This is a genomic window from Herbaspirillum autotrophicum, assembly GCF_001189915.1.
In the GTDB taxonomy this organism is placed as follows: Bacteria; Pseudomonadota; Gammaproteobacteria; order Burkholderiales; family Burkholderiaceae_D; genus Herbaspirillum; species Herbaspirillum autotrophicum.
Genome location: NZ_LFLS01000011.1, coordinates 102,058 through 123,970, shown reverse-complemented (window position 1 = coordinate 123,970; position 21,913 = coordinate 102,058). Strand labels below are relative to the sequence as shown.

The window sequence follows — 21,913 nt, the reverse complement described above, 5'->3', positions numbered from 1 at the left end:
TAATGAGTTTTGAGCAGCAGGTCATTGTTCGGCGAAAGCGTCTCGTTGCCGAGCGGATCCTGGAAATTGAATTGGTTGCGCGCGATGCATCTTTGCTGGCCCCGTTTTCGGCCGGGGCTCATATTGACGTTCGCCTCGGTGAAAACATCGTTCGCCAATATTCGCTATGTAACTCGCCGAGTGAGAGGGACCGTTATCTTCTTGGGGTTCAACTTGAGACGGCTTCACGAGGTGGATCTCGAGCGCTTCATGAATTGAGTGAGGGGGCCATTCTTGATGTAAGTAAGCCACGAAATCGGTTTCCACTGGCCGAAGACCGCAGCCACAGCGTGTTGATTGCGGGCGGCATCGGCATAACCCCTCTATTGTCAATGGCGGAGCAGCTTGTCTGCGAAGCAATGCCATTCGATCTTCATTACTGTGTCCGCACGCGAGCCGCAGTTGCGTTTAAGGAGCGGATTTTTTCAGGGCCTATACTCGAGGCGACAAACCTTTATGTCAGTGACGAACTTGGATTGTCCAAGTTCGACGCCGAAGCGTTGTTTCATCGCACTCTTCCAGAGCGCAGTAACTTCTACATATGCGGACCGTTTGGATTCATTGAGCACGTGTTGAAAGCGGCTGCGTCTTGCGGGGTTGACAAGAGCAGGCTACATCGTGAGCACTTTCATATCGATCCAGTTCTGACAACTGATACCACAGTTAGGACGTTCACAGTCAAATTGGCACGCTCCGAGCTTAGCGTCGTCGTGAATGAACGGGAAACCATTATTGATGCACTCGCTTCGATTGGTGTCGATGTTCCTGTTTCATGTGAACAGGGTGTTTGCGGCACATGCTTGACGACCGTGTTGAGTGGTGAGCCGGATCATCGGGATGTCTATCTGACTGACGATGAGAAGCGTCTAAACAACTGCTTGACGCCTTGTTGTTCTCGATCGAAATCGCTGACCCTGACGCTCGACTTGTAAATGGCTCCAAGTGGACCTCCATGGTAGTGCTGTATATGCAGAAAAATATTAGAAAGAGACAAATATGACATTCCTATACAACGCATGGTATGTGGCGGCTTGGGATCATGAGTTAAAAAATGACTCCATGCTTTCCAGGCGTTTGCTCGATAAAAAAATCGTGATGTATCGTGATGAGAACGGCGACCCCGTCGCGTTACAGGATAGATGTCCACATCGATTTGCGCCGCTTTCGCTCGGTTGCTTGCGTGATGGAGAAATCGAATGCGGGTACCACGGACTTCGATTCAACGCTAAAGGTCAATGCGTTGGGAATCCACATGGAAATGGACATATACCCAAGGGTGCAAGCGTGCGCAAATATTCATTAGTGGAGCGTTACAGTGCTTTGTGGATATGGATGGGTAATAACGAGCCTATTTCCGATGCGATTCCGGATTTCAGCTTTCTCGATCCGAAGACGTCAATTGTTGCGAAAGACTATCTGCACGCGCGGGCGAATTATGTGCTGGAAACGGACAACATCATGGATCTCAGCCATATCGAATTCATGCACAAAAGCACGCTTGGGTCTTCTGCGGTCAGAAATGCCGTGAGCGAAGTGTCCCAAGAGGGAAATACGGTCTGGTCTCGCCGATTGACCAAAGACGAAGTGCTTCCTGATTTTCTTGAAGAGGCTTGGCGTATTCCAAAGGGAACTCCAGTGAGTCGTTGGATGGATGTTCGGTGGGATGCGCCGGCCAATATGCTTCTCTCGGTCGGGGCAGTACCATCGGGAGATGCGCCTCGAACGGGCAACTCGACTTATATTGCGCATTTCTTCACCCCCGAAACGGAAACTGCGACGCATTATTGGTTCGGCTTTGGATTTCCGAAATCTATGGGGGACGCGGGCTACGAGCGAGCGAACACGGCAATCGCGAACATTCGAAAGCCTTTCGAACTAGAGGATCTCCCGATGCTAGAGGCACAGCAAGAGAATATGGAAGACCAATCGTTTTGGGAGCTTAAGCCCGTTCTCCTTGCTGGCGATGCGGGAGCAATACGCGCCCGAAGGGTACTCGAAGCACTGATCAAAGACGAAGCTAGCGATTCTGCGTGAATCGCTATGCATACCCTTTTGGAGTGATCATGTTCCTTTGCTCGCAGAATTGACCCGCGCCATTTGATCCACTTTCTACTGTCTAGCGAACGCCGCAACGCGGTCGCGCGACCCGTCATACCCCAATACGCGCAGGTCTAAATACATCTGCTTCACGCTGCGTTTTTGCTTCCGATATTTGGCGGATTCCGTTTTAAGCCAGTAGATAACTTGAACGCATATTTGTCGAGAGCACTCACCGATTTCCTATCTGCATAGACAGGTTCGATGGTGTCCTAGCGTATATAACGTCTAACGGTGTTGCGCGAGAGACCTAAGCGTCCAGAAGCACAAGATTTACTGAATGCTCATAAAAATGAGAGTGAATTCGTATCGGATGAACTTTTCAGTGTGTTACATTATTTTTTCGCATATGCGGCATCGAGTAGGAGTTTCGAGAGTCGTCTAAAAATGAGACCTATTCTCAATATGGTCTTTTCTTTAAAACGTAAACAAATAGCCTTTATAAGAGCTATTTGTTTACGTTTTTAAATGTTGGATTGATTGTTGGTCCCTAGATGAATGGGTTGCAGAGATTGTTTACATGTTTAGGTAGTGCAGGTTGTAGCCATTGATGTAGACCGCTGTGCGAATGTTGTTGTTTCTTCTGGCACAAATACTCTCTAGATGTGAAAAAGCCGCCCCGAAGAGCGGCTTCTCCTTCCCAAGCGAGGCCAACCTAATGACGACACAAGGCATGAGTGGTAAGTGAAATCATATAGATAAGTAACTTACTCGTCAACAAAATTGGCGTCATTATCAATTCGTTTCCACAATTAAGGGTCGAGCCGAGCTAAAGTTGAAAATGACTTTTAAGCCTAACAGTAATATGGAAATATTATTTTGGTGATTTTTGAAATGAGCAAGCTCAAGAAAATAGAGAGTTGGCTTGTAACTTATCGAACCGGATACTGCCGCTTTCGGAAATGGCGTAGCGAAATTTGAATATCGGCAAAAACAGGAGTGGATTTGCGAAAGAGAAACGGTTCGTCGAGTGTTAAGCTATTTTTTCGCGTTCGCGGCATAAGTAATTGCACCGCCGTTTTCTTGACGAAACTGTAAAGATCCTGCTTTACAGTTTTTTTGGCCAGATGGCAGAAGCATCGAAAAAATGGCTGAAAATGCTCAGTAACTTTACAGAAAACGGCTGTGGAGTTTTTGATTTTTAAAAAAACCAATTAAATTCAATCGGTTAGAAAAGGTTGGCTGGAGATGTGGTCGTTCTTATGTGCACTGCCTTTCTGATCGATAGCCGGTTCAGCTTTGTAAAAAACGGCTCAGATACTCAGTATCCGAGCCGTTTTTCCGTTTACTGATCCCACTTGCTTCGAAGTGATGATTTGCCATTGGCGTATTCGTGCAGATCTGCGCGTCCCCGGATGTGAAGGCACTGATGATCGCGTGCGGCGTTCGCCCGACAAGGGATCCATCAGACACGGCGGTTCTGCAAGCACCGGGGTACTGCCAGCCCGGTTTGCAATAATGTCATCGTTTTCAGACTGGTCTGATGGCTCCCGTCATCCCCGCTTCGTAGAATGGCATCTCCAGTCTGCATCGGCTGATAACTTTTCAGACTGGCGGCAGGATGTCTTCGCCCCCCCGTAGGCGTCCTGTCGTTTTAATTGCAGCATCATTGATAGGTGATCGTGATTGTCGTCAAGAGCAGACTGCTGCGGGCATTCGAAGAAGTCGAGGGGATGTTGACCGAACGTTGCTCCCGTATTCCAGTGCTGTAGCGAACCGGCTTGCTGGTTTCCTGCGTTGCCAGACTTGCAGCGGAGCCTGCTACTGACCTCGCAACGGATTGGAAGGACACTGCAAATGCGCTCGGTCGGGTGCAATTGATACTCACCTGGTTCGCGGGTGTTGCGATCTGGTTTAGTGTCGCTGAGCACGGTGGTTCAACAATCTTCCCGCTAAAGTAAGCGATGCCGCCAACCGGACTTGCCATTGTCGCTGTTGCGATAGAAAGCAGAGCAAAGCCTGCTGAAATTGTCTTCCATGCTGTTGTTGCAGTTGTCATTATTTTTCCTTCCCAGGGGTGAGCACCTTGCGGTAAATGCGCGATCTGTTCACGCATGTGATGTGTTGCCTAAAAATTGGATGCCGGACTTCAACCAAAGAAAAACCTCGCTGACCCGAGGCCGTTGTCTGTAGTTATATGCGTGTCTGCCTGAAGCGATGTGCCTCCTTTCCCGATATCAGTTATTTGAACAGTGTTTTCATCCTTGCTTCATGTGCCGCCATACGCAAATAGGACCGGGCCTATGCATTCGCGCATCAATTGCGGCTCGGGCTGATTTCCTTGGCGGGTTGCTAAAAATATAATCATTTCAGTGGTGTCGAGGTCTGGCGGTCAAGCTGGAAACAGGGGATGTCAAATTGATATACGGTTTTCCCTCGTGATTTCATTGTTGCTACGGCTGGTTCAATTACTTAACGGCAGAAATAAATTGTTGGTATCGGCATCTGAGGCCGGTTGTCTGTCAAGTCAGTTTAATCAAGGGTGTTGATAATGAATAATGCTATTCCCGGCCTGGTCTTTCTTTTGATTGTGTTCTGCTTTCTATATAAATTTCTGAGTCACCGGCAGGAGTTTCTGCAGCAGTCTCCGCAAGAGCGTCAATGGTCGTTTGTTGTCGATATGTGCGACGGCAATGAGGCACAGGCAAAACGCATTCTTGATGAGCGCATGCTGACCTCTCCCGGCATGATTGAAAAAGACGCCATTTTGTTGATTTATCTGGATTTGCAAAATATAGTTGCCCGAGACTTCGCTTTTACCGAAAGCTGCAAAAAATCAAATTTGAACATGCAATCGCGGCGCCGTACGGATCACCTGGGGATTCTCCATGGGCACGATATCTGAAAACAACAGTACGCGTGCCGGCGATAATTTTATTAGTGCGCTCATATAAAATCGTCGATTGGTTGTGTTTCATGCTCATGTTTTACAGATTTGGAAAAAATCATTCTGTCGTTGAGTAAAAATCCGTTATGCCTGATGATCACCGTTGTTCGTCGGGCAATGCTTGTCCTTGCTGTTTCCAGCATTCCATCATTTGTCGTTTTTGCGACGGCGATGCAAAAATGAACTGATTCATGCCTTTTGTGAAATGTATGGCTTCAGTGTTTGAGAGGCGTGCATAGCCGAGCAGAAGCTGTGCGGCTTTTGTTGAATTATCCTGTTTCATCTTAATATTTCTATCTTTTTGTATTCTTGTGCCGATAACACTTTCGCGTTGAGTCGAATTTAAATTGAAATATTCTTTGCAGCAATAGGACTGGTCTGAAACACGGGGCGAAATACACAATTCTCTTTCGATGTATTGCGCTTTTGTCAAACAACCGGGCGCCTTGTTCAGAACCGCTGCATTATTGAATCGGTAAAACATGCACAGAATCGCTTTGTTCAGACGCTATCAGCGCTGGTTGTTGTGGGGCGGCGGGTTGGCTTTGTCGGTCATGATTGTCGCCGCCAGCGTGCTGGCGATCTGGTCCAGCATCAAGGATTACATCGGCGAGGGGCGTTCTGTCTATTTGCGGCACAAGGCGTTGCTGTTGCTCGTGATCGAGACTAAGCAGGCGGCACTGCGCCGCGGCGTGATCAATGCGGAAATGCTATGGTCAGACCGCCGCCGGCCGAAGCAAACGCTGCTCAATGATTTTTCTTCTCAGGGCTGCCGGGCGGTCATCCAGATCAACAGCAAGGTACTGCCGCAATTGTCGCTGGGCGAGGCCAAAGGAAAATGTCCGGTCAATGTCTATGCCGACTATCTGGCGCTGGCCGGGGAGCTGGCGTATACCCTCAGCGCCAGTGTCCAGGCGCGACGCATGCCTGTCAGTATTTTTTTCTACAATCTCGATCACACCTTCATTACCATCGCGCCACCCCCGCCCAATGACTTGGTCAACCTCGCCGCTGGCGAAGATGTCTCAGGTCTGATCCGGCGGCTGGCGCCGGATATAGGGAATTTTCGCGATCCCGTGATTGCCAGAAAATTTCATGAATCCAGACGCATTATCTGGTTGCCTGCATGGGACGACCTGTTCACCGGAGAAAAAATGTTCAGATTGGTGATCCCTGCATTTGATGAGGGACACGCTTTTATTGTGTTTGTGAGCAGCCTGGGAAGCAATGCATTATCGGATGTCTTGAATGATGGCGATTATGACGGGAATTTTTTGATTCTCGACAGTCAGGGCAGGCAAATATTGAGCGTGCGGGGAGACCAGTCTGTCGATCATGATCTGCCCCGGCGCGTCCTTGCCTCCCAAAGCTGGAAAAAAAATCTGCAATCTTCTGACCACTACTACGAAGCGGGCGATTTCACGTTCAGCGAACCGTTGTCGGATACCGGTTGGATCTTCGCTTACACCTATTCGTGGCGCACCATATTGGCAGCGCGCTGGCCGATCTTGCTTGCATACGGCGGCGGGTCCTTGATCATGCTCAGCGTACTTTGGGGGTTCTTGTGGTCGTTCGATCGGAAGGTATTCATGCCGACCTACCGCCATTCACAGCGTGTGTTCGAGAGCGAAGAACTGAGCCGGACCATTATTGCTACTGCCCCCGTGGGTTTGAGTTTGCTGTCGGTCAAGGGGGATACATTATTGAAGAATGATGTGATGCGTTCCTATGACGATGAAGCCATATCACTTCAGGGGAAATTTCTCAATTTGTATTGGCGCAATCTGGGAGGAGCAGGCAACCGGCGCGGCAATCGGTTTATCGAGCAGGATCTTGCCATCACGGCCGCAGATGGTACCGAGTCGCATCTGTTGGTCAATCTGGTGGAGACCAAGTATCAAAGTGAGGATGTTCTGTTGTGTAGTGTTTCCAACATTACCACGCGCAAGCTATTGGAGAGAAAATTGGAAGAAGCGCGTATTGCGGCAGACATTGCAAGCCAGACGAAGTCGTCGTTTCTGGCGACCATGAGTCATGAAATAAGGACCCCGCTCAACGCCATCCTCGGCAATCTGGAGTTGCTGGAGCGTACCGAACTGACAGAGCTGCAAGCGGATCGCCTGCGCACGGTAAGTTCTTCATCGAAAGCGCTGCTTACCATCATCAACGACATCCTGGATTTTTCGAAAGCAGAATCCGGACAAATGACGATCGAGAATATCGACTTTGACGTGCTGGATGTCATTGAACAGGTGGCACTGGTATTTGCACCGCTGGCCGACGCCAAGGGCTTGGGACTGTTTTACACGATGCCGCCGGATATGCCGCGTCACTATCGCGGTGATCCGGCCCGCTTGCGTCAGGTGTTGCTGAATCTGCTGAGCAATGCGATCAAGTTTACCGAAAGTGGCAAGGTGACTATCTGGGCCAGTAGTCTTGCCGGCGGCAGTGGGCCGCCGGTGTTGACGATCAGTGTCAGTGATTCGGGCATTGGCATTACCGCGCCGCAGCGCTTGGCTTTGTTTCAGCCTTTCATTCAAGGCGACACATCGATTAGTCGCCGGTTTGGCGGCACCGGTCTTGGCCTGGCGTTATGCAAACGGTTGATTGAGCTGATGGGCGGCACTATTGCACTCGATGTAAGCGATGCTGCCGGCAGTATTTTTACCATTCGCCTGCCTTTACAATTGGCCGGCAATGTGCAGAAGTTGCACAATGCTTTTCCCGATTTCCCGACGGTGGTTCTGCTGTGTTCCGCGCCGGAGTGGTGCGAGTTTATCGGTGAGCAGCTACGGTACTGGGGTATACAAGTCAACCTGATCAGTGATCCGGCAGAGATGCCGGCAATGGCATTGCCCCTGCTGATTTTCGGTGGATCACGCAGCTGGAGTTTTGCCGACGAAAATCTGGCCTGTGATAAAGCATCGTGGGTGATCGATGTGGCGGAGGATGGTCCGAGAAAAGCGGTTACTCGGGGCAGACGTACCGCGCTGTCATGTTATTGCCTTGATGGTTTGCGTAATGCAATCGCACTGGCCCTGGTGCCGGAGGAGGGCGCGGCTGATGCTGCACCGGGCCAGCCAACTGAAACAAACGCCTTTGCGATACCGGCCGTCAGAACACTTGTGGTGGAGGACCACAAAATCAATCTGGCGTTGATCCACGATCAATTTGCAACCCTGGGCTACCCGGCAGATTTGGCCAACAGCGGTCAGGCTGCCTTGGCGTTGTTTGAGAAAAATCAATATGACATGGTGTTTACCGATTTGAACATGTCGGGTATGGATGGCTATATGCTGACCACATCGTTACGGCGGCGCGGTACCAGGTTGCCGATCATTGCCATCACCGCGCACGCGGGACCGGAAGAACGCCAGCGTTGCAAGCAGATCGGTATTACCGATGTGTTGCTCAAGCCGATGTCGCTGGCGCAAATTGATCAGATGGTGCGCAAGCATTGCGGCGGCGGGACGGCGTCCTTTCATTCGCCGAATTTGAGCAAGCCGGTGCTGAGCAAGGCATTGTTGCAAACAATGCGCGTTACCAATACTGATTCGATCGCAATGATTTATCGCGCGCTGGCCACCAATGATTTTGCTCAGATGCAAGAGCAGTTGCATTCAATCAAAGGCGTATTTGCGATGATCGGTGAAACTGCCGTGGTTGCCGTTTGCCGGCGCATGGAACATCTTGCCAGTACGGCAGATGTTGCGGCATTGACTGAAAGCGTGCCGAAATTTGACGCGATGCTGGATGAAGTATTGTGCGTTCTGGAACAGACCGCACAATAGCAGACGGGAGAGGGCACATAGGTCCTGTGGCAAGAAGAACCGATTGCGGCATCCTTTGGCGCAGAGTGGAGAGATATCGACATGGAAATAGGACTGGGCTTATGCATTTTTTTGCCGATTACGGCTTTGGCTGATTCTTATGGAAAGTTGCTATAAATATAATTGTTTTGGTTGGGTCGGAACGGTCCGGTCTGGTTCTTTGCGCTGAGGAAGCTGGACAGCGAGGCACAGATTCCATCCATTCTCAGGAACGTTTTACTGCGAATTCCTGCATTCAATACGCATTGGTTTATCGATAAGATGTACCGCCCTCACTGTTCGGAGGGGGCAAATACGCTTTCATCTCTGCAAGCGACTTGATGGAGCTGGCATGACGTGGTTTGCACATTGAATCAGGTCTGGAATTTTCTTTGGTATTCCGTGGACACAGCTTTGCCGTCATTGTTGATGATGAACCCATGGCGAAACGCTTTGCCGGAACCGGTACTCATGTCCACCCCAAAAAAATTGCGCGCCAGTCATTGCGGCCGCCAGCCGAACCATTGCGCGGATTTGTGCCGCCGGACTTGGCGCAGGTTGCATTCGAAAGGTGGTCCGGACACGAAGGTGGCTGGAAACAAGAATAAATGCACGCTTGCTGCCACTGCCAACGGAACGTTGAGTATCCCGTTGACCGCGCGTTGTACTCAGACCCGGCCGGCAGTGACCGCAGGGAGGAGGGGTATCGGGCGACGTTGACGATGAGTTGCCAGTCAGCAGTCGCAGGCTTCAACCCATCGTTAATTCGTGGCATGATTATTGGCGGAGACATACTGCCAGTGGTGTGATGTCTTAATTCTCGTTGCAAAAGAATACAAGGAAATCTGCAATGGATAATTTTTCGATTCGCGTGGTCATCGTCGACGATCATCCGGCTGTGATTATCGGTATCGAGCAGGAATTGTCGAGCGTAATCAATCTGAAAGTGGTTGGCAGTGCACGCAATTCAACGGAGCTGATTGCATTTCTGGAAAAGAATCAATGTGATGTCTTGATTTCAGACTACTCTATGCCCGGTGGCGAATACGGCGATGGCATTGCCTTGTTTTCATTTATTCAACGACGCTATCCGATGATGAAGATCGTGGTGTTGACCATGCTCGACAGCCCGGCCTTGCTGCGCTCACTTCTGGCGCTCGGTATTTCGTGCATCACCAGCAAGTCGGATGCCGTTTCCTATTTGGTTCCTGCGATTTATGCAGCGCACACGGGAGGGAATTACTTTTCTCCCACGATAAATAATATTAATGAATTGATTGACCGCAAGCGCAATGGTGATGTCGTCGCCAGTGCGCTGACCCAGCGCGAATCGGAAGTAGTGCGTCTTTATGCTTCAGGGCTGACGGTCAATGAAATTGCCGAGCAGCTCAACAGAAGCAAGAAGACTATCAGCACGCAAAAAACCAAGGCGATGGAAAAACTGGGGGTCAAGCAGGATGTGGATCTCATCAGATATGCGATGGAAAACGGGTTTGTGACATCGTCGCCGATGTCTCGGGCTTTTGATGCGGCTGAAGACACCACGAAGTAGTCGCAGTCAATTCAAGCGGCCTTGCCCCTTCCCGTTATGCCGGGCACTTCTGCCGGGTGCATGCAAGTTCTCCGGCTGTAGCGGGATGAGATGGCTGATGGAGCAGTGCTGTCGAGGCGAATGTAAAAGCTATCCGGATGGCCGGGCATATCGGCGCGTCAATCATTTCTTGTGCCGGAATGTTCCTTTGCGCTGGCGTCCGGTCCTCAGCGTCGGGGCCGCAATGATGTAATGCGGCCCGGGGGCGGCGTCGCCGCGCGACTGCCATCAATAATGCATCCGTCACCCATTGTGCTGTCGTCGTCTGTTGCGGTCAGCCTGATTGCCCCGGACTTGAATTCTTCGAAAAACAACCATCTTTCACGGGGCATGCAGTGCCTGCGGGGGAGACATCATGCCTGTCGAAAATGTTCGTCATCCAAGTTGACGGACAACAATGTGCCACGGTGCAATCTCACTCGGCGATGCTGCTTCCGTCAAGTCGATCTGCTGCTGACGTTCATCAGTCTGTTCGTGTTCAAAAAACGGGAAATTTTCATGGAAAATCCGTGTGAATGAGTGGTGTTTTTTCAACAACTTGTTGTCAATTGCACAAATTCCTTCATTTTAGGACCAGGCCTATTTCCGGAGATTTTGCTGGCGAATATTCTGTCGCTAGCTCAACAAATTACTGGGCGCTCCTCCCTTCTTCCGCACCTGCGGAGAAGGTAACGTCAATCTCTAGGAATCTTAAAATGAAAAAGCAAGCACTCATCATCTCGTTGTTGGCAACTATCGGCTTTGCAGGCTCGGCTCAGGCAGCTGACGGCACAATTACTTTCAATGGTCAGCTGACTTCGGTTACTTGCGCTGTGCACGGCGGTTCCGCTGGCGCGGCAAACGGCGACTTCACAGTGTCGCTGCCAACACTGTCGACTACTGCGCTGGCTAGCCAAGGTGCTGTTGCTGGTTCTACCGGTTTCAATATCGTTGTTGGCGGTCCTGGCGACACTGGCTGCACCGATGGAACCCGCGCTTCCGTACATTTCGAAGCATCCAGCCCACTGGTTGATGCTGCCAGCGGCAACCTGAATCTGGCTGCCGGTAGCACCGCCACCAACGTTCAAGTGCAAATCGCCGATGCGGGTGCAGCCAATGCTCCTATCAACCTGTTCACCAACACATCGTCGACTCCGGTCGTGATTGCGAACAACACAGCAGTGCTGCCATTTTCGGCTCAGTACTTCGCTACTGGCGCCGCTACTGCAGGTACTGTCAACAGCAACGTTCAGTACTCGATCGCGTTTAACTGATTGGTTAAATCTGATCAGACTTAAATCGCAATGAAGCAGAGCGATTGAAGCCTTCCGTCCTGCCATGTGGCAGGACGGAATTTGCAAGGATTGAATACAGTTGCTGTTCGAATCCGGTTTTACAAAGAGAAAAAAATGCGCTACTTGAAATGGTGCTTTGCCTTGTTGGTTTTGAGTTTTGCGAGCTTGCTGTCGCTGTCTGCTCACGCCGGCATTATGTTATCTGGTACACGCGTGGTGTACCCCGCGCAACAGCGTGAAGTGAGCATCAAGCTGACCAATGACGATGCTCAGTTTCCCCGTCTGGTCCAGGCGTGGATCGATACCGGGGATGAAAAACTCAGCGCTGAAAAAAGCAATGTGCCGTTCATTCTGACTCCACCTGTTTTTCGTGTCGAGTCTGGCAAGAGCCAGGTCATGCGCATGGTTTATACCAAAGAGCCGCTGGCCACCGATAAAGAAACCTTGTTCTGGCTCAATGTGCTGGAAGTTCCTCCCAGAGTGGGAGGCGAAGAAGATAACCAGTTGCGCTTTGCATTCCGTCTGCGCACCAAGATATTTTTCCGTCCGGCCAATTTGGCGATCAAGCCAGACAACGCGCCTGGGCTGCTTGAGTGGCGTCTGGTAAAAGCGGACGGCGGCCAAGCGTTGCAAGTGCGCAATCCTACGCCGTATTACATCTCGTTCCAAAGTGTGGCGCTGGCCGTGGGCGATAAGCAAATCAAGAGTGACGACTACACGATGGTCGAGCCAGGCGGTGTACAGCATTATTCGCTGAAAAATGCTCCTGCTGCGCCAGGCCCCGGAGCGCACGTCGCGTTTTCCATCGTTGATGACTATGGCGCGTTTGTTCCATTGACCGCTCCGTTGGCTGAGCAGTAAAACGGATTTCAAGTATCCCATGCCGGGATTGCAGGATCCCGCCTCGTCTGACTTTCCACGCTGACATTGTGTCCATGCTTTTTAGCAGGCATTTGGACTTGCGTTTTCAATTTCGAAATAATGATGAACAGATCGCTACATTTTTTGCAACGCAATCCTATTGGTCGCCATGTCGAGGCAGGCGTATTTTTTGAATTGCAGCCGCGCTTGCTCAGCATGCTGATTTCCGGCATGTTCTCGGGCCTGCTCTTTCAAACAAGTACAGCCGTGGCGGCACCTGCCAAACCATTCTCGCTGGCGGCGATGCAATTCGACGCCGGATCCTTTGCACCCGGCATGAATGAACAGGCGGATTTGTCTCGGTTCGATAAAGCCAATATCGTGTTGCCTGGCATTTATCGCGTTGGCGTCTCCGTCAATCAAGGCTGGCAGGGCATGAATGATATTGTGTTCAAAAACTTGCCAAATCAGGAAAGCGCGATGCCCTGTTTTGATCGCGCCATGCTGACCAGGTTTGGGGTGGATTTGAACAAAGTTGCGCGTGGCGACGGTACCCGCAGTGAAGCCGAGGTGGCTGCTCATCAGATTCCTGATGGTCCTCTGTGCGGCGACCTGGGTATCTGGATCGCAGGCGCCACGGTGTCTTTTGACGCCGGTGAACAGACGCTTACCGTCACCGTGCCGCAGATCTTCATGAACCGGTCCGCGCGTGGCTATGTCGATCCTGCTCTGCTCGACAGCGGCGTCACTGCGGCTTTGCTCGGCTATAACTTCAGCTCGTCGGCGGCCACCAGCGGCAACGCCGGATCGCAATCGTATCTGGGCTTGAACGGCGGCATCAATTTGGGCGACTGGCGCCTGCGGCATCAAGGTGCACAAGGCTGGAGTTCGATCACAGGCCGTACGGCTTATCAGAATACCGCTACCTACCTCCAGCGCGATATCAGCGAACTCAGATCGCAACTGGTGCTGGGTGACAGTTTTACTGACGGGCAGATCATGGATAGCGTGCGTCTGCGCGGGATCAAGCTTGCCACCGATGATCGTCAAACGCCGCAATCACAGCAAGGCTACGCGCCGGTAGTGCGCGGCATCGCCGAGAGCAATGCCCGCGTCACCATCAGCCAGAGAGGCTACACCATTTACGAAACAACGGTGGCGCCGGGTCCGTTTGTCATTGACGATCTCTACCCCACCGGTTATGGCGGCGATTTGCTGGTGACCGTGACCGAAACAAGTGGTCGTCAAAGTCAGTTCGTCGTGCCTTATGCCGCAATCCCGCAATTGCTGCGTCCCGGTGCGATCAGATACAGCGTAGCAGTAGGTCAGCTCAGTCAATACAGCAGCGTCAGCAATGCCACGCCATGGGTGATGCAAGGTACTTTGCAGAAGGGGATCAACAATTTCCTCACCGGCTATGGTGGCTTTGCTGCTTCGGAAGGCTATCTGCAATTCAAGGTAGGCTCCGCCGTCAGCACCCCGATCGGGGCGATTGCTGTCGACGCCGCTGTTTCGAACACGAAATTGCAATCCAGCAGTGCTTTGCAAGGGCAAAGCATTCAGATTGCATACAACAAAAATATTCCCGAGACAGGCACCAATTTCGCGCTCGGCGCTTATCGCTTTTCCAGTAGCGGCTATCTGGGGTTGAACGATGCCGTCAGTGTGCGCAGCCTGGCGGCCCGCGGTGAAAACATCAACCAGATCAACCGTCAGCGCAGTCGGCTCGACCTGAATATCAGTCAGGCAGTTGGCCCGGGTTCTCTGTTTCTGTCTGGCAGTTCGGTGCAGTATTGGGGCGGCAACCTCGGTCGTCAGACCTCTTTTTCTGCAGGTTACGGTGCCAATTGGGGCCGGGTGAGCTGGAATCTGTCGGTGCAGCGTACTTTGTCGCAAACAGCGCCGATGACGTCGGATCAGTTGCAGGCACAGCAGATGGCAAACGTGTTCTATGGCGCCGGCTATAACGGTGGCCGCAGCGACAATCGGATCATGCTGTCGTTGTCGATTCCGCTCGGACGAGATTCGAATGCGCCGACGATGAATAGCTATCTGACACGGAATACGGGCTCCAACAGCAGTACCAATATGCAGGTTGGTGTCAACGGTACCGTGGACGAGGCGCGCAAGGTTACCTATGGCGTATCAGGCAGCCGTACCAGCGGTGATGGCGGCACCAGCAATTATTTCAATGCCAACATGGGTTATCAGGCGAGCAGCGCCAACCTGGGTGTCGGCTTCAGCCGGTCTGGCGATAACAGCCAGGTTTCGTTCAATGCCAACGGCGGCATCGTCGCCTATCCCGGCGGCGTATCGCTGTCGCAAACACTGGGCGATGCCGTCGGCATCATTGTTGCGCCGAATGCCGAAGGTGCCGGCATCAGCAGCGCGATCGGGGTCACGGTCGATAGCAGCGGTCATGCCGTGGCACCGTACCTGCGGCCTTATGAGAACAATACGATCGAGATTGATCCCAAGGGTTCGTCCGATGATATCCAGTTCAAGGAAACCAGCAAGACGGTCGCGCCACGTATGGGTTCGGTGGTCATGTATAAATTTGAAACCGATAACAGCCGTGCCGTCACGTTCAAGGTGACACGTCCTGATGGCAGCCCGTTGCCCTTCGCCGCCGAAGTGTTGAACGAACAGCAGCAACCGGTTGGTGTGGTTGGTCAGGGCAGCAAAGCGTTTGTCCGGGGTGTTGCCGATAGCGGCGTGCTGACCGTGAAGTGGGGTGATGCTGCTGACCAGCAGTGCCAAATGACGTACACATTGCCCGAGCCGGTTAAAGGACAAGCAGCCATCAGTTTTATCGAAGGCAGTTGCCAGCAGACCGTGTTGGCGCCGAAGGTGGTGTCACTTTCGGCAGTCTCTGCGGTCAAGGCAGGCAAGGCGTTAAGCAAATAGAAAAATGCAGCGCACCTGCTTCACTTAAGAGCGGCGTGATCAGCATGGAAGGCGAGCCCGGATGTGATGCCTTCCGCTGATGAAGAACTAATGGTGAAGACGGTGGCCAGGTTGAATGTTCATACGATATTCAGGCAGGTGGCCGCAGCGCAGCATGTGAAAGAAAATCGGATTTATTCGTAATAAACGCAATATTGACAGGATGAAGGTGTGTACATGAATATCAGGAATATTTTGTTCGGATTGGCAGGATTGTTCCTGATCTGTGGAGAGAGTCAGGCAGCTTGCTCACTGGTCGGTAACCCCTATGGCGCGAAAAAGGTCCAGTTCAATATCAATATTGGCACGGTGTTCGGTGCCGGTACGGCTCCGGTAGGCGCCGTCCTCGCGTCATACACGCAAACTGCGCCGTCGAAAACGCTCATCAACGCGAGTAACTATCTGGCGTGTCAGCTCAACGATCTGGAAACCTTTACGCCGTCGATGAATGGCGGTGCTCCGGTCGCCGGTTTTCCCAATGTGTACCGCACCAACCTGGCGGGCATCGGCTATCGCCTCACTTATTCGGATGGCGTCACTCTGGCGCCTGCACAATGGCGCAATCCCTACGGAACAGCGGGCAGTACGACCAATGGCGGAGTGATGTATTTCTCTCCGGGGCAGTTCAAATTCGAGCTGATCAAGACCGCAGTTACTGTCGGCTCCGGTCCGCTGAGCGTAGGCGAGTATGGCAGCGATAACGTGCCGGGCTATCAGGCACTGCAGATATATGTCTCCAATGGCGGCTATATCCAAAGCGGCGGCTGCACCGTAGATGTCGATTCCGTCAACAAAGTTGTTTCATTGAACAGCGTCGCCACCAACAAGTTTACCGGCCTGAATTCGGTTCAGGGGAATAAGGCATTCAACCTGAATGTGAGTTGCACCAGCGCGCCGCCAAAGCTGCTGATTCAATTCAATGGAACGGCTGATATTTCAGGTTACGCAGGTACGCTGGCGTTAGGCGGTGGTTCAACGGCGACCGGCGTAGGTATACAAATGCTCCATCAGGCCGGCACACCGGTAAACCTGGGGCAATTTGAAACCCCGGGCATAACGGTAATTTCGGCGGGTACACGCTTCAGTATGGGCTTTTCCGCACAATATATTCAGACCCGGCCAGCCGTGACGCCAGGGAGCGCAAATACCGTTGCTACCTTTACGTTGCAAACGAATTAGCGGGTAGTGCGGATACGGTTAAGTCGTAGTTGAAAATAGTTTGAGCTCGCTGCAGGATTAAGCAAGAATGCTTGTGGAGATGCTGCATCGATGGCAGGGCTGGCGATCAGCCAGTCTGATTGGCGTATGTTGTTGATACGTTACTAATTTACGGGGGGGTAATAAAATGAAGCCGGAATTGACAATTGATGAGGTAAAAAATCAAATGGCGACATTGGTCAGCGAATATATGGGCATTGATCGGGAATTGGTATTGTCAGGAAAGAAATTCGATACCTTGATCGAGCATTTCGATTCGTTGGCGATGGTTGAAATCCAGTTGCTGCTGGAAAAGCATTATGACGTCGAACTGAACTTTGAAGGTGTTGACAAGGAAGCATTTCCGACAGATATCGACGAACTGGCTGATGGTTTTTTACAACAATACCAGCGCCAGAAAAATCAACAGAAAACGGAATTGAAGAAAGAAAAATCGCAGGCATAGACGATGCCCGAAAAATGGAACTGCAAGTTCCAGGGCGGAAAAAGGGGGCTTGAAAATGAATATGCTTGCTGCACGCAGGGTGGTTGTCACCGGCATGGGAGCGGTTACACCGCTAGGCAATAACGTCGACGATTTCTTTGCGAATCTGACTGCGGGTGCCACTGGCATACGCATGGTCAGTGAATTATGCGCGACACGAGGTTTAGGCGTTGTCGATATCGATATGGATGCGCATTTTTCCACATTGGAAAACCGGCAACTTGATCGTGTCAGTCAACTGGCGCTCATCGCCGCCAGGCAAGCCATCGATTCGGCAGGGAGTACGCTCCCGTTGCCGCTCGGTGAGTCAGCGGGGGTTTTCTTTGGCAGTGGAATGGGTGGTGCCCAATCCTTGCAAGAAGGTTTTTTCGATTTTTACAAGATATCGCCGCAGAAGAAAATGCTGATCGTGCTGGCTGCGATGACCCATGCGCCAGCTTCGCACATCGGTTTGCGTTATGGCATACAGGGCGAATCGCAAACCTATTCGTGTGCTTGCTCATCATCAAGCGTGGCGATCGGTGAGGCTTTTCGGCGGATTCGCGACGGCTATCTTGATGTCGCGCTGGCCGGCGGTGCTGAAGCGCTGTTGGTGCCGGCGATCATCCAGTCGTGGATCGATATGAAAGTGTTGTGCAAGGAACCAGGCGATTCGCCGGGCACTGGCTGCCGCCCTTTTAGTGCGGACCGGAGCGGGTTTGCATTGGCGGAAGGCGCTGCGGTATTGGTACTGGAGTCGCTGGAGCATGCGTTGCAGCGTGGTGCCAGGCCAATCGCGGAAATTGTCGGCTATGGGGTCAGCAATGATGCCAAGTCGTTGTCGAAACCGGATTTGAACGGGCAAAAGCTTGCTTTTGGCCGGGCCCTGACGGATGCAGGGATCGCGCCGGAAAAAATCGGCTATATCAATGCGCATGGCACCGCCACCAAAGTCGGCGACGTGGTTGAAACAGCACTGATCAAGGAAATGTTGGGCGAGCATGCCTATCGTATCCCGGTCAGCAGCACCAAGTCGGCACACGGCCATTTGCTGGGTGCCGCAGGCGCGATAGAAATGATTGCGACCATTCTTGCTTTGAAAACGCAGATTGTGCCGCCCACCACGCATTGGTCGCAGGCAGACAGTGCGTGTGATTTGAATTACGTACCACAGCGAGGATTGCCAGTGACTGGTCTTGAATATGCGGTATCAAATTCATTTGCTTTTGGTGGTAGTAATACGGTGCTGGTTGTGAAAAATCATACTTAGATAACATAGGAAATCAAATGAAAATCTTGAAAACACAAGAAGTCCCGGTATGGGAGCCTAGCCAGAAAGTCATCTGCACGGAGCTGTGCCGGATCGGCAGTGTTGACATGGAACTTTGGCGGGCCGATGTGCTGTACAGCAAAGAGAATTTCTCTGAGCGTACTTTGCGTGGCTATCATTTCTGGGGCGTTCCTTATGTACGACTGATGCAGCGATATCCTGTTTTTGCAAAAATCGCACAGATTCCTGTCACCTGGTTTGTCGAAGATATCGCTTACCAAATGGGCATGCGTGCAACAGGAAACCGGAAAGGCTGGATTTTGCGCGAGATATTTTTCAAGCCGTTATGTTCAGTGATCGGTTTGCTGGCAAAAGAGAACAGCTGGAAGACATTGTGGAATGGCAAGTCGGTAAGTCATTGAGCCGGGTTTTCCCAGTCGGTTCGTCGCGCGGCTGGCCGGGAAATTGAAAAGCGGCGGTGCCGGATTTCCTGAAAAGTAAGAGAGTATCAAGCCATGTCGAGGGTAAATGAAATGGCGCCGTCGCTTGCGTAACTACCTGCTCAGACAATGCATTGGTACGCACGCGCAACAGCTCCGTGTTTTGCGTGAGAGCGGATGCCAACGCAACGAAATATGTTGTTATCTTTCTACGGGTCGTCAGTTTCCCTCAACCAACTGACGACCTGGTGTAGTTTTTGCGCAAGCAGAACTGCATTTTTTGCCCCGATCCGTCCCCCCCGGAGCGGGGCTTTTTTGCGCGGTAACTCGTCAATCACTCGGGAAAAGGCCATGTCGATTGCCCCGGATTCCTGCCCGATTGTTTGCGCCGGATGACGTCGTAAGCGGGGAGCAGGTCTGCATGCGAATCTACGGCCGGATGAACCGGCTTTCCGCGCGAGTCAACAATCAAGAAGAAGCAGTTTTCTGCACATCACGTACCGGCTTCAATCGAAGCCGGCGTCATTAAATACTGTCATTCGTTGCTTGATATGTGTCAGTAACTCCTGGACGGCGCGCGTCAACGGGCGTTTGGCTTTTACCAATACCTTGACATGTTGATTGTTCAACAGGGGGTGAGCGAGAGGAATGGCAACCAGCTCTCCTGCGGCAATTTCACGTCTTACCGAGAAATCAGTCAGGAAGGAAATGCCATCGGAAGCCTTCGCGTACTGTTTCAGCATGAGCAGCGTGTTTGATGTAAAAGCGGCCTTGATTGTCAACGCTTCAGCGCAGGCGATATTTTGAACCAGTTGCCCGAGGCCGTAGGAGGTCGGCATCAATCCGCAGGGATATTCAATTGCATCCTGAAGTGAAATGGGGCCAGTGCGTTGCGCAAGGGCATGTCCTGGTCTCATTGCCGCGACGATGCAATGTCGCGAACTGGCATGAGTGTCTATATCGGCACACATGGGCGGATTGTATGCGATGCCGATATGAGCGACGTTTTCCACCACGTTACCGATAATTGCATTGGTTGCCCGGACGTTGGCGACAATCTCGACCTTGGGATAGAGGTGAATGAATTCAGACAATGCTTCATTCAAAAAACTCTCTGCCACGTCTTCACACAGCGAAATTTGAATATGACCATGTTGTATCTCGCGCAGAGTGCGTAGTTGGTCGTCCAGATTTTCTTTTTGCGCGAGACAACTGAGCCAGAACTCGGTCAGAAAATAGGCCGCTTCGGTAGGAATCATGCCTTTGTGATTGCGCTCGAATAACTCGGTGCCGATTTCATTTTCAAGCGTTTGTATCTGTCGGGTAATGACAGACGGTTTGGCATTGAGTTGTTCGGCTGCCCGTCGAATCGATTTATGTTCCTTCACAGCCTCGAAGTACCGCATGCGATTCCTGTTCAAATCCATATTCATTTGCCGCCTCCAAACAATGTACTTTTCAGTATCGGCTGGTCGCCATGGTTTCAATCGGGAGCAGATGACTGCGCGACACCGTAACGCAAAGGCGTTGAGAAAAGCAGCGCTGCGGCCGCCAGATGAACTTTGTTGAGGGGTGCTTCGCTTCTCGGTAGCAACCGATCAGTCATCTTGTTTTCAAAACGATACGGCGCATTCTTGTTTCTTTTTTTTGTCTCCACACCTGATCAATTAATTGTCAGGCATGCCACTTTAAGTATTCATTTCTCAAATAAATATAGGATTAGTCCGAAAGATCGACATGTTGAACAATAAAAATTTCAAAATTTCAATCGTGTCGAATTCTCATCGGCAGCCACGCTTCGGTTCGCCTTCCCGGTGTTGCTTGTTTGGGTAACACCCTCAACAGAAGTAGCTAGCACTGAACCAAAAATATAGTTGTATTATTTTCTTGCCAACAAAAAGCCGCTCAATTCATTGTGACTCCAACGTGAATGCAGTGTGCTTGTGTCATGGCGCAGCGACTGCGCGACGCTTGTTGTTCAACCAGCGAAGTGTTTTGGCGTGGCGGATTTTTCTCTGCAAAAAAAGGAAATCGATTTGGTTTCAGCAGCATGAATCGGGAGGCGTAATGGACAAGGATTCTCGGAACGAAAACGTGTTGGAGCTTCATGCGTTGGATTTTGACGAGGACTTCGCTCTGATTGACGCCGCGATTTGTGAATACGACGCGGTCGGCAATGCGCCGCAGAGAAAAGGCGAGAGCAGTTTTCAATGGAGTTCGATCGAAACCTCCTGTCTCGGGCTTCTGGCGCGGGCGAAGGATATTCGTGTGGCGATCTGGTACATGCGTGCCTGCATGGCGAGAAGAGGAATGGCCGGACTGGCGGAGGGCATCAACGTGCTCGCCGACATCATGAGTTCGCCAGTTGATGAGATTCACCCGCGGGCCTTGCCAGGGGAGTCTCCCCGAGAGATTCATACCTTGCACTTGCGCTGGATATCAGAGCCGCAATTTTTGCATCAGCTCGGCAATGCGAGTTTTGGAACGACAGGTATCTCGCTCAATGCGTTTGTCAGCGGAGAAGGCAGTGCGATTCACGATGATAAGGAGCTCAAGGCGACGGCGCTTGACTTGTTGACGGAAATTCAGGGTGCTTTCCTGAAAATGGATGGCTTGATGATGCTCGCTGAGCAGCATTTCGATGTCTCGGACGTTTTGCAGTTGCTGGGCCGGGCGCTGGCGCGATTGAGCGTCGCTGCTGTCTCTGTCGCGGTTTTCGCCGATGTCGGCACCGGCGAGCCTGGGGGAGTTGTCGCTGTCGAACGCGCAAAAATTGTCGACGGCATAGCTGAAGTGACGACGCGAAAGGGCGTGGAGATAGCGCTGGATCGGATCGTTGAATATTTTCGGATTCATGAGCCGAGTCATCCCGCACCGATTTTCTTGTTGCGCGTTCGACGCATGCTCGGAGCAAGTTTCGAGGAAGTGATGGCAGAACTCTATGCGGAGGGCGGGGCATTGGCTACCCAGATAGATCGCCCCGGCGCTGTCGTCAGGTAATTGATGTTTTTGATCTAG

Annotated in this window: 17 protein-coding genes and 1 pseudogene; 14 read left to right on the top strand and 4 right to left on the bottom strand. The window is 51.7% G+C overall.

The window, feature by feature from the left end:
* The first annotated feature begins 2 nt into the window (after positions 1–2).
* On the top strand, positions 3–971 hold the full coding sequence (locus tag AKL27_RS10965; RefSeq protein WP_050462855.1) for a PDR/VanB family oxidoreductase: 969 nt from the start codon (positions 3–5) through the stop codon (positions 969–971).
* Positions 972–1,035: 64 nt separating this feature from the next.
* Positions 1,036–2,073, top strand: a complete 1,038-nt coding sequence (locus AKL27_RS10960; RefSeq protein WP_050462854.1) for an aromatic ring-hydroxylating dioxygenase subunit alpha — start codon at positions 1,036–1,038, stop codon at positions 2,071–2,073.
* Between the two features lie 81 nt (positions 2,074–2,154).
* Here AKL27_RS10960 and AKL27_RS28400 read toward each other — a convergent pair.
* Together AKL27_RS28400 and AKL27_RS27690 are read right to left on the bottom strand one after the other, a co-directional pair.
* Positions 2,155–2,393: pseudogene (locus tag AKL27_RS28400) on the bottom strand (IS21 family transposase); the annotation flags it as partial.
* Between the two features lie 1,349 nt (positions 2,394–3,742).
* Positions 3,743–4,192, bottom strand: coding sequence for a hypothetical protein (locus AKL27_RS27690; protein WP_157056885.1), 450 nt, complete (start codon positions 4,190–4,192; stop codon positions 3,743–3,745).
* A 435-nt stretch (positions 4,193–4,627) separates the two neighbouring features.
* Between AKL27_RS27690 and AKL27_RS10955 the strand changes: the two genes are divergently transcribed.
* Positions 4,628–4,981: a hypothetical protein gene (locus AKL27_RS10955; RefSeq protein ID WP_050462853.1), complete on the top strand. Its 354-nt coding sequence runs from the start codon at positions 4,628–4,630 to the stop codon at positions 4,979–4,981.
* A 139-nt stretch (positions 4,982–5,120) separates the two neighbouring features.
* Here AKL27_RS10955 and AKL27_RS27685 read toward each other — a convergent pair whose 3' ends face one another.
* Complete coding sequence (locus AKL27_RS27685) at positions 5,121–5,507, bottom strand: hypothetical protein (protein WP_157056884.1); 387 nt, start codon at positions 5,505–5,507, stop codon at positions 5,121–5,123.
* Here AKL27_RS27685 and AKL27_RS10950 point away from each other — a divergent pair.
* The 10 genes from AKL27_RS10950 (at position 5,506) to AKL27_RS10905 (ending at position 18,877) form a co-directional block, all read left to right on the top strand.
* Positions 5,506–8,814, top strand: a complete 3,309-nt coding sequence (locus tag AKL27_RS10950; protein WP_050462852.1) for an ATP-binding protein — start codon at positions 5,506–5,508, stop codon at positions 8,812–8,814. The two genes, AKL27_RS27685 and AKL27_RS10950, sit on opposite strands and share 2 nt — an antisense overlap.
* A gap of 380 nt (positions 8,815–9,194) precedes the next feature.
* Positions 9,195–9,440 (top strand): hypothetical protein, encoded by a 246-nt coding sequence (locus AKL27_RS10945; RefSeq protein ID WP_050462851.1) that lies wholly within the window; start codon positions 9,195–9,197, stop codon positions 9,438–9,440.
* Positions 9,441–9,682: 242 nt separating this feature from the next.
* Positions 9,683–10,384, top strand: a complete 702-nt coding sequence (locus tag AKL27_RS10940) for a response regulator transcription factor (protein ID WP_050462850.1) — start codon at positions 9,683–9,685, stop codon at positions 10,382–10,384.
* Positions 10,385–11,118: 734 nt separating this feature from the next.
* Positions 11,119–11,676 (top strand): fimbrial protein, encoded by a 558-nt coding sequence (locus AKL27_RS10935; protein WP_050462849.1) that lies wholly within the window; start codon positions 11,119–11,121, stop codon positions 11,674–11,676.
* Between the two features lie 135 nt (positions 11,677–11,811).
* Positions 11,812–12,558: a fimbrial biogenesis chaperone gene (locus tag AKL27_RS10930; RefSeq protein WP_050462848.1), complete on the top strand. Its 747-nt coding sequence runs from the start codon at positions 11,812–11,814 to the stop codon at positions 12,556–12,558.
* Between the two features lie 120 nt (positions 12,559–12,678).
* Positions 12,679–15,465 (top strand): fimbria/pilus outer membrane usher protein, encoded by a 2,787-nt coding sequence (locus AKL27_RS10925; RefSeq protein ID WP_050462847.1) that lies wholly within the window; start codon positions 12,679–12,681, stop codon positions 15,463–15,465.
* A gap of 216 nt (positions 15,466–15,681) precedes the next feature.
* Entirely contained in the window at positions 15,682–16,683 is a 1,002-nt protein-coding gene (locus AKL27_RS10920; RefSeq protein ID WP_050462846.1) for a fimbrial protein, read from the top strand.
* Positions 16,684–16,849: 166 nt separating this feature from the next.
* On the top strand, positions 16,850–17,167 hold the full coding sequence (locus AKL27_RS10915; protein ID WP_050462845.1) for a hypothetical protein: 318 nt from the start codon (positions 16,850–16,852) through the stop codon (positions 17,165–17,167).
* Between the two features lie 55 nt (positions 17,168–17,222).
* Complete coding sequence (locus AKL27_RS10910) at positions 17,223–18,455, top strand: beta-ketoacyl-[acyl-carrier-protein] synthase family protein (protein ID WP_232310968.1); 1,233 nt, start codon at positions 17,223–17,225, stop codon at positions 18,453–18,455.
* 17 nt (positions 18,456–18,472) lie between these two features.
* The gene (locus tag AKL27_RS10905) at positions 18,473–18,877 is read left to right on the top strand and encodes a hypothetical protein (protein WP_050462844.1); all 405 of its coding nucleotides are present in this window, start codon (positions 18,473–18,475) and stop codon (positions 18,875–18,877) included.
* A gap of 524 nt (positions 18,878–19,401) precedes the next feature.
* On the opposite strand, the gene AKL27_RS10900 is transcribed toward AKL27_RS10905, so the two are convergent.
* Positions 19,402–20,328, bottom strand: coding sequence for a LysR family transcriptional regulator (locus tag AKL27_RS10900; RefSeq protein ID WP_083438980.1), 927 nt, complete (start codon positions 20,326–20,328; stop codon positions 19,402–19,404).
* 634 nt (positions 20,329–20,962) lie between these two features.
* Here AKL27_RS10900 and AKL27_RS10895 point away from each other — a divergent pair.
* Positions 20,963–21,895 carry a type VI secretion system protein TssA gene (locus AKL27_RS10895; RefSeq protein ID WP_050462843.1) on the top strand — a complete coding sequence of 311 codons (933 nt, stop codon included), beginning with the start codon at positions 20,963–20,965 and terminating at the stop codon, positions 21,893–21,895.
* Positions 21,896–21,913: the final 18 nt, after the last annotated feature.

Bases quoted from the DNA above. Each gene is read 5' to 3' on its own strand.
- AKL27_RS10965 (WP_050462855.1), top strand. From the start codon at position 3: ATGAGTTTTGAGCAGCAGGTCATTGTTCGGCGAAAGCGTCTCGTTGCC.
- AKL27_RS27690 (WP_157056885.1), bottom strand. From the start codon at position 4,192: ATGCGTGAACAGATCGCGCATTTACCGCAAGGTGCTCACCCCTGGGAA.
- AKL27_RS10960 (WP_050462854.1), top strand. From the start codon at position 1,036: ATGACATTCCTATACAACGCATGGTATGTGGCGGCTTGGGATCATGAG.
- AKL27_RS10920 (WP_050462846.1), top strand. From the start codon at position 15,682: ATGAATATCAGGAATATTTTGTTCGGATTGGCAGGATTGTTCCTGATC.
- AKL27_RS10910 (WP_232310968.1), top strand. From the start codon at position 17,223: ATGAATATGCTTGCTGCACGCAGGGTGGTTGTCACCGGCATGGGAGCG.
- AKL27_RS10925 (WP_050462847.1), top strand. From the start codon at position 12,679: ATGATGAACAGATCGCTACATTTTTTGCAACGCAATCCTATTGGTCGC.
- AKL27_RS10935 (WP_050462849.1), top strand. From the start codon at position 11,119: ATGAAAAAGCAAGCACTCATCATCTCGTTGTTGGCAACTATCGGCTTT.
- AKL27_RS10930 (WP_050462848.1), top strand. From the start codon at position 11,812: ATGCGCTACTTGAAATGGTGCTTTGCCTTGTTGGTTTTGAGTTTTGCG.
- AKL27_RS10895 (WP_050462843.1), top strand. From the start codon at position 20,963: ATGGACAAGGATTCTCGGAACGAAAACGTGTTGGAGCTTCATGCGTTG.
- AKL27_RS10940 (WP_050462850.1), top strand. From the start codon at position 9,683: ATGGATAATTTTTCGATTCGCGTGGTCATCGTCGACGATCATCCGGCT.
- AKL27_RS10915 (WP_050462845.1), top strand. From the start codon at position 16,850: ATGAAGCCGGAATTGACAATTGATGAGGTAAAAAATCAAATGGCGACA.
- AKL27_RS10905 (WP_050462844.1), top strand. From the start codon at position 18,473: ATGAAAATCTTGAAAACACAAGAAGTCCCGGTATGGGAGCCTAGCCAG.
- AKL27_RS10900 (WP_083438980.1), bottom strand. From the start codon at position 20,328: ATGAATATGGATTTGAACAGGAATCGCATGCGGTACTTCGAGGCTGTG.
- AKL27_RS10955 (WP_050462853.1), top strand. From the start codon at position 4,628: ATGAATAATGCTATTCCCGGCCTGGTCTTTCTTTTGATTGTGTTCTGC.
- AKL27_RS27685 (WP_157056884.1), bottom strand. From the start codon at position 5,507: ATGTTTTACCGATTCAATAATGCAGCGGTTCTGAACAAGGCGCCCGGT.
- AKL27_RS10950 (WP_050462852.1), top strand. From the start codon at position 5,506: ATGCACAGAATCGCTTTGTTCAGACGCTATCAGCGCTGGTTGTTGTGG.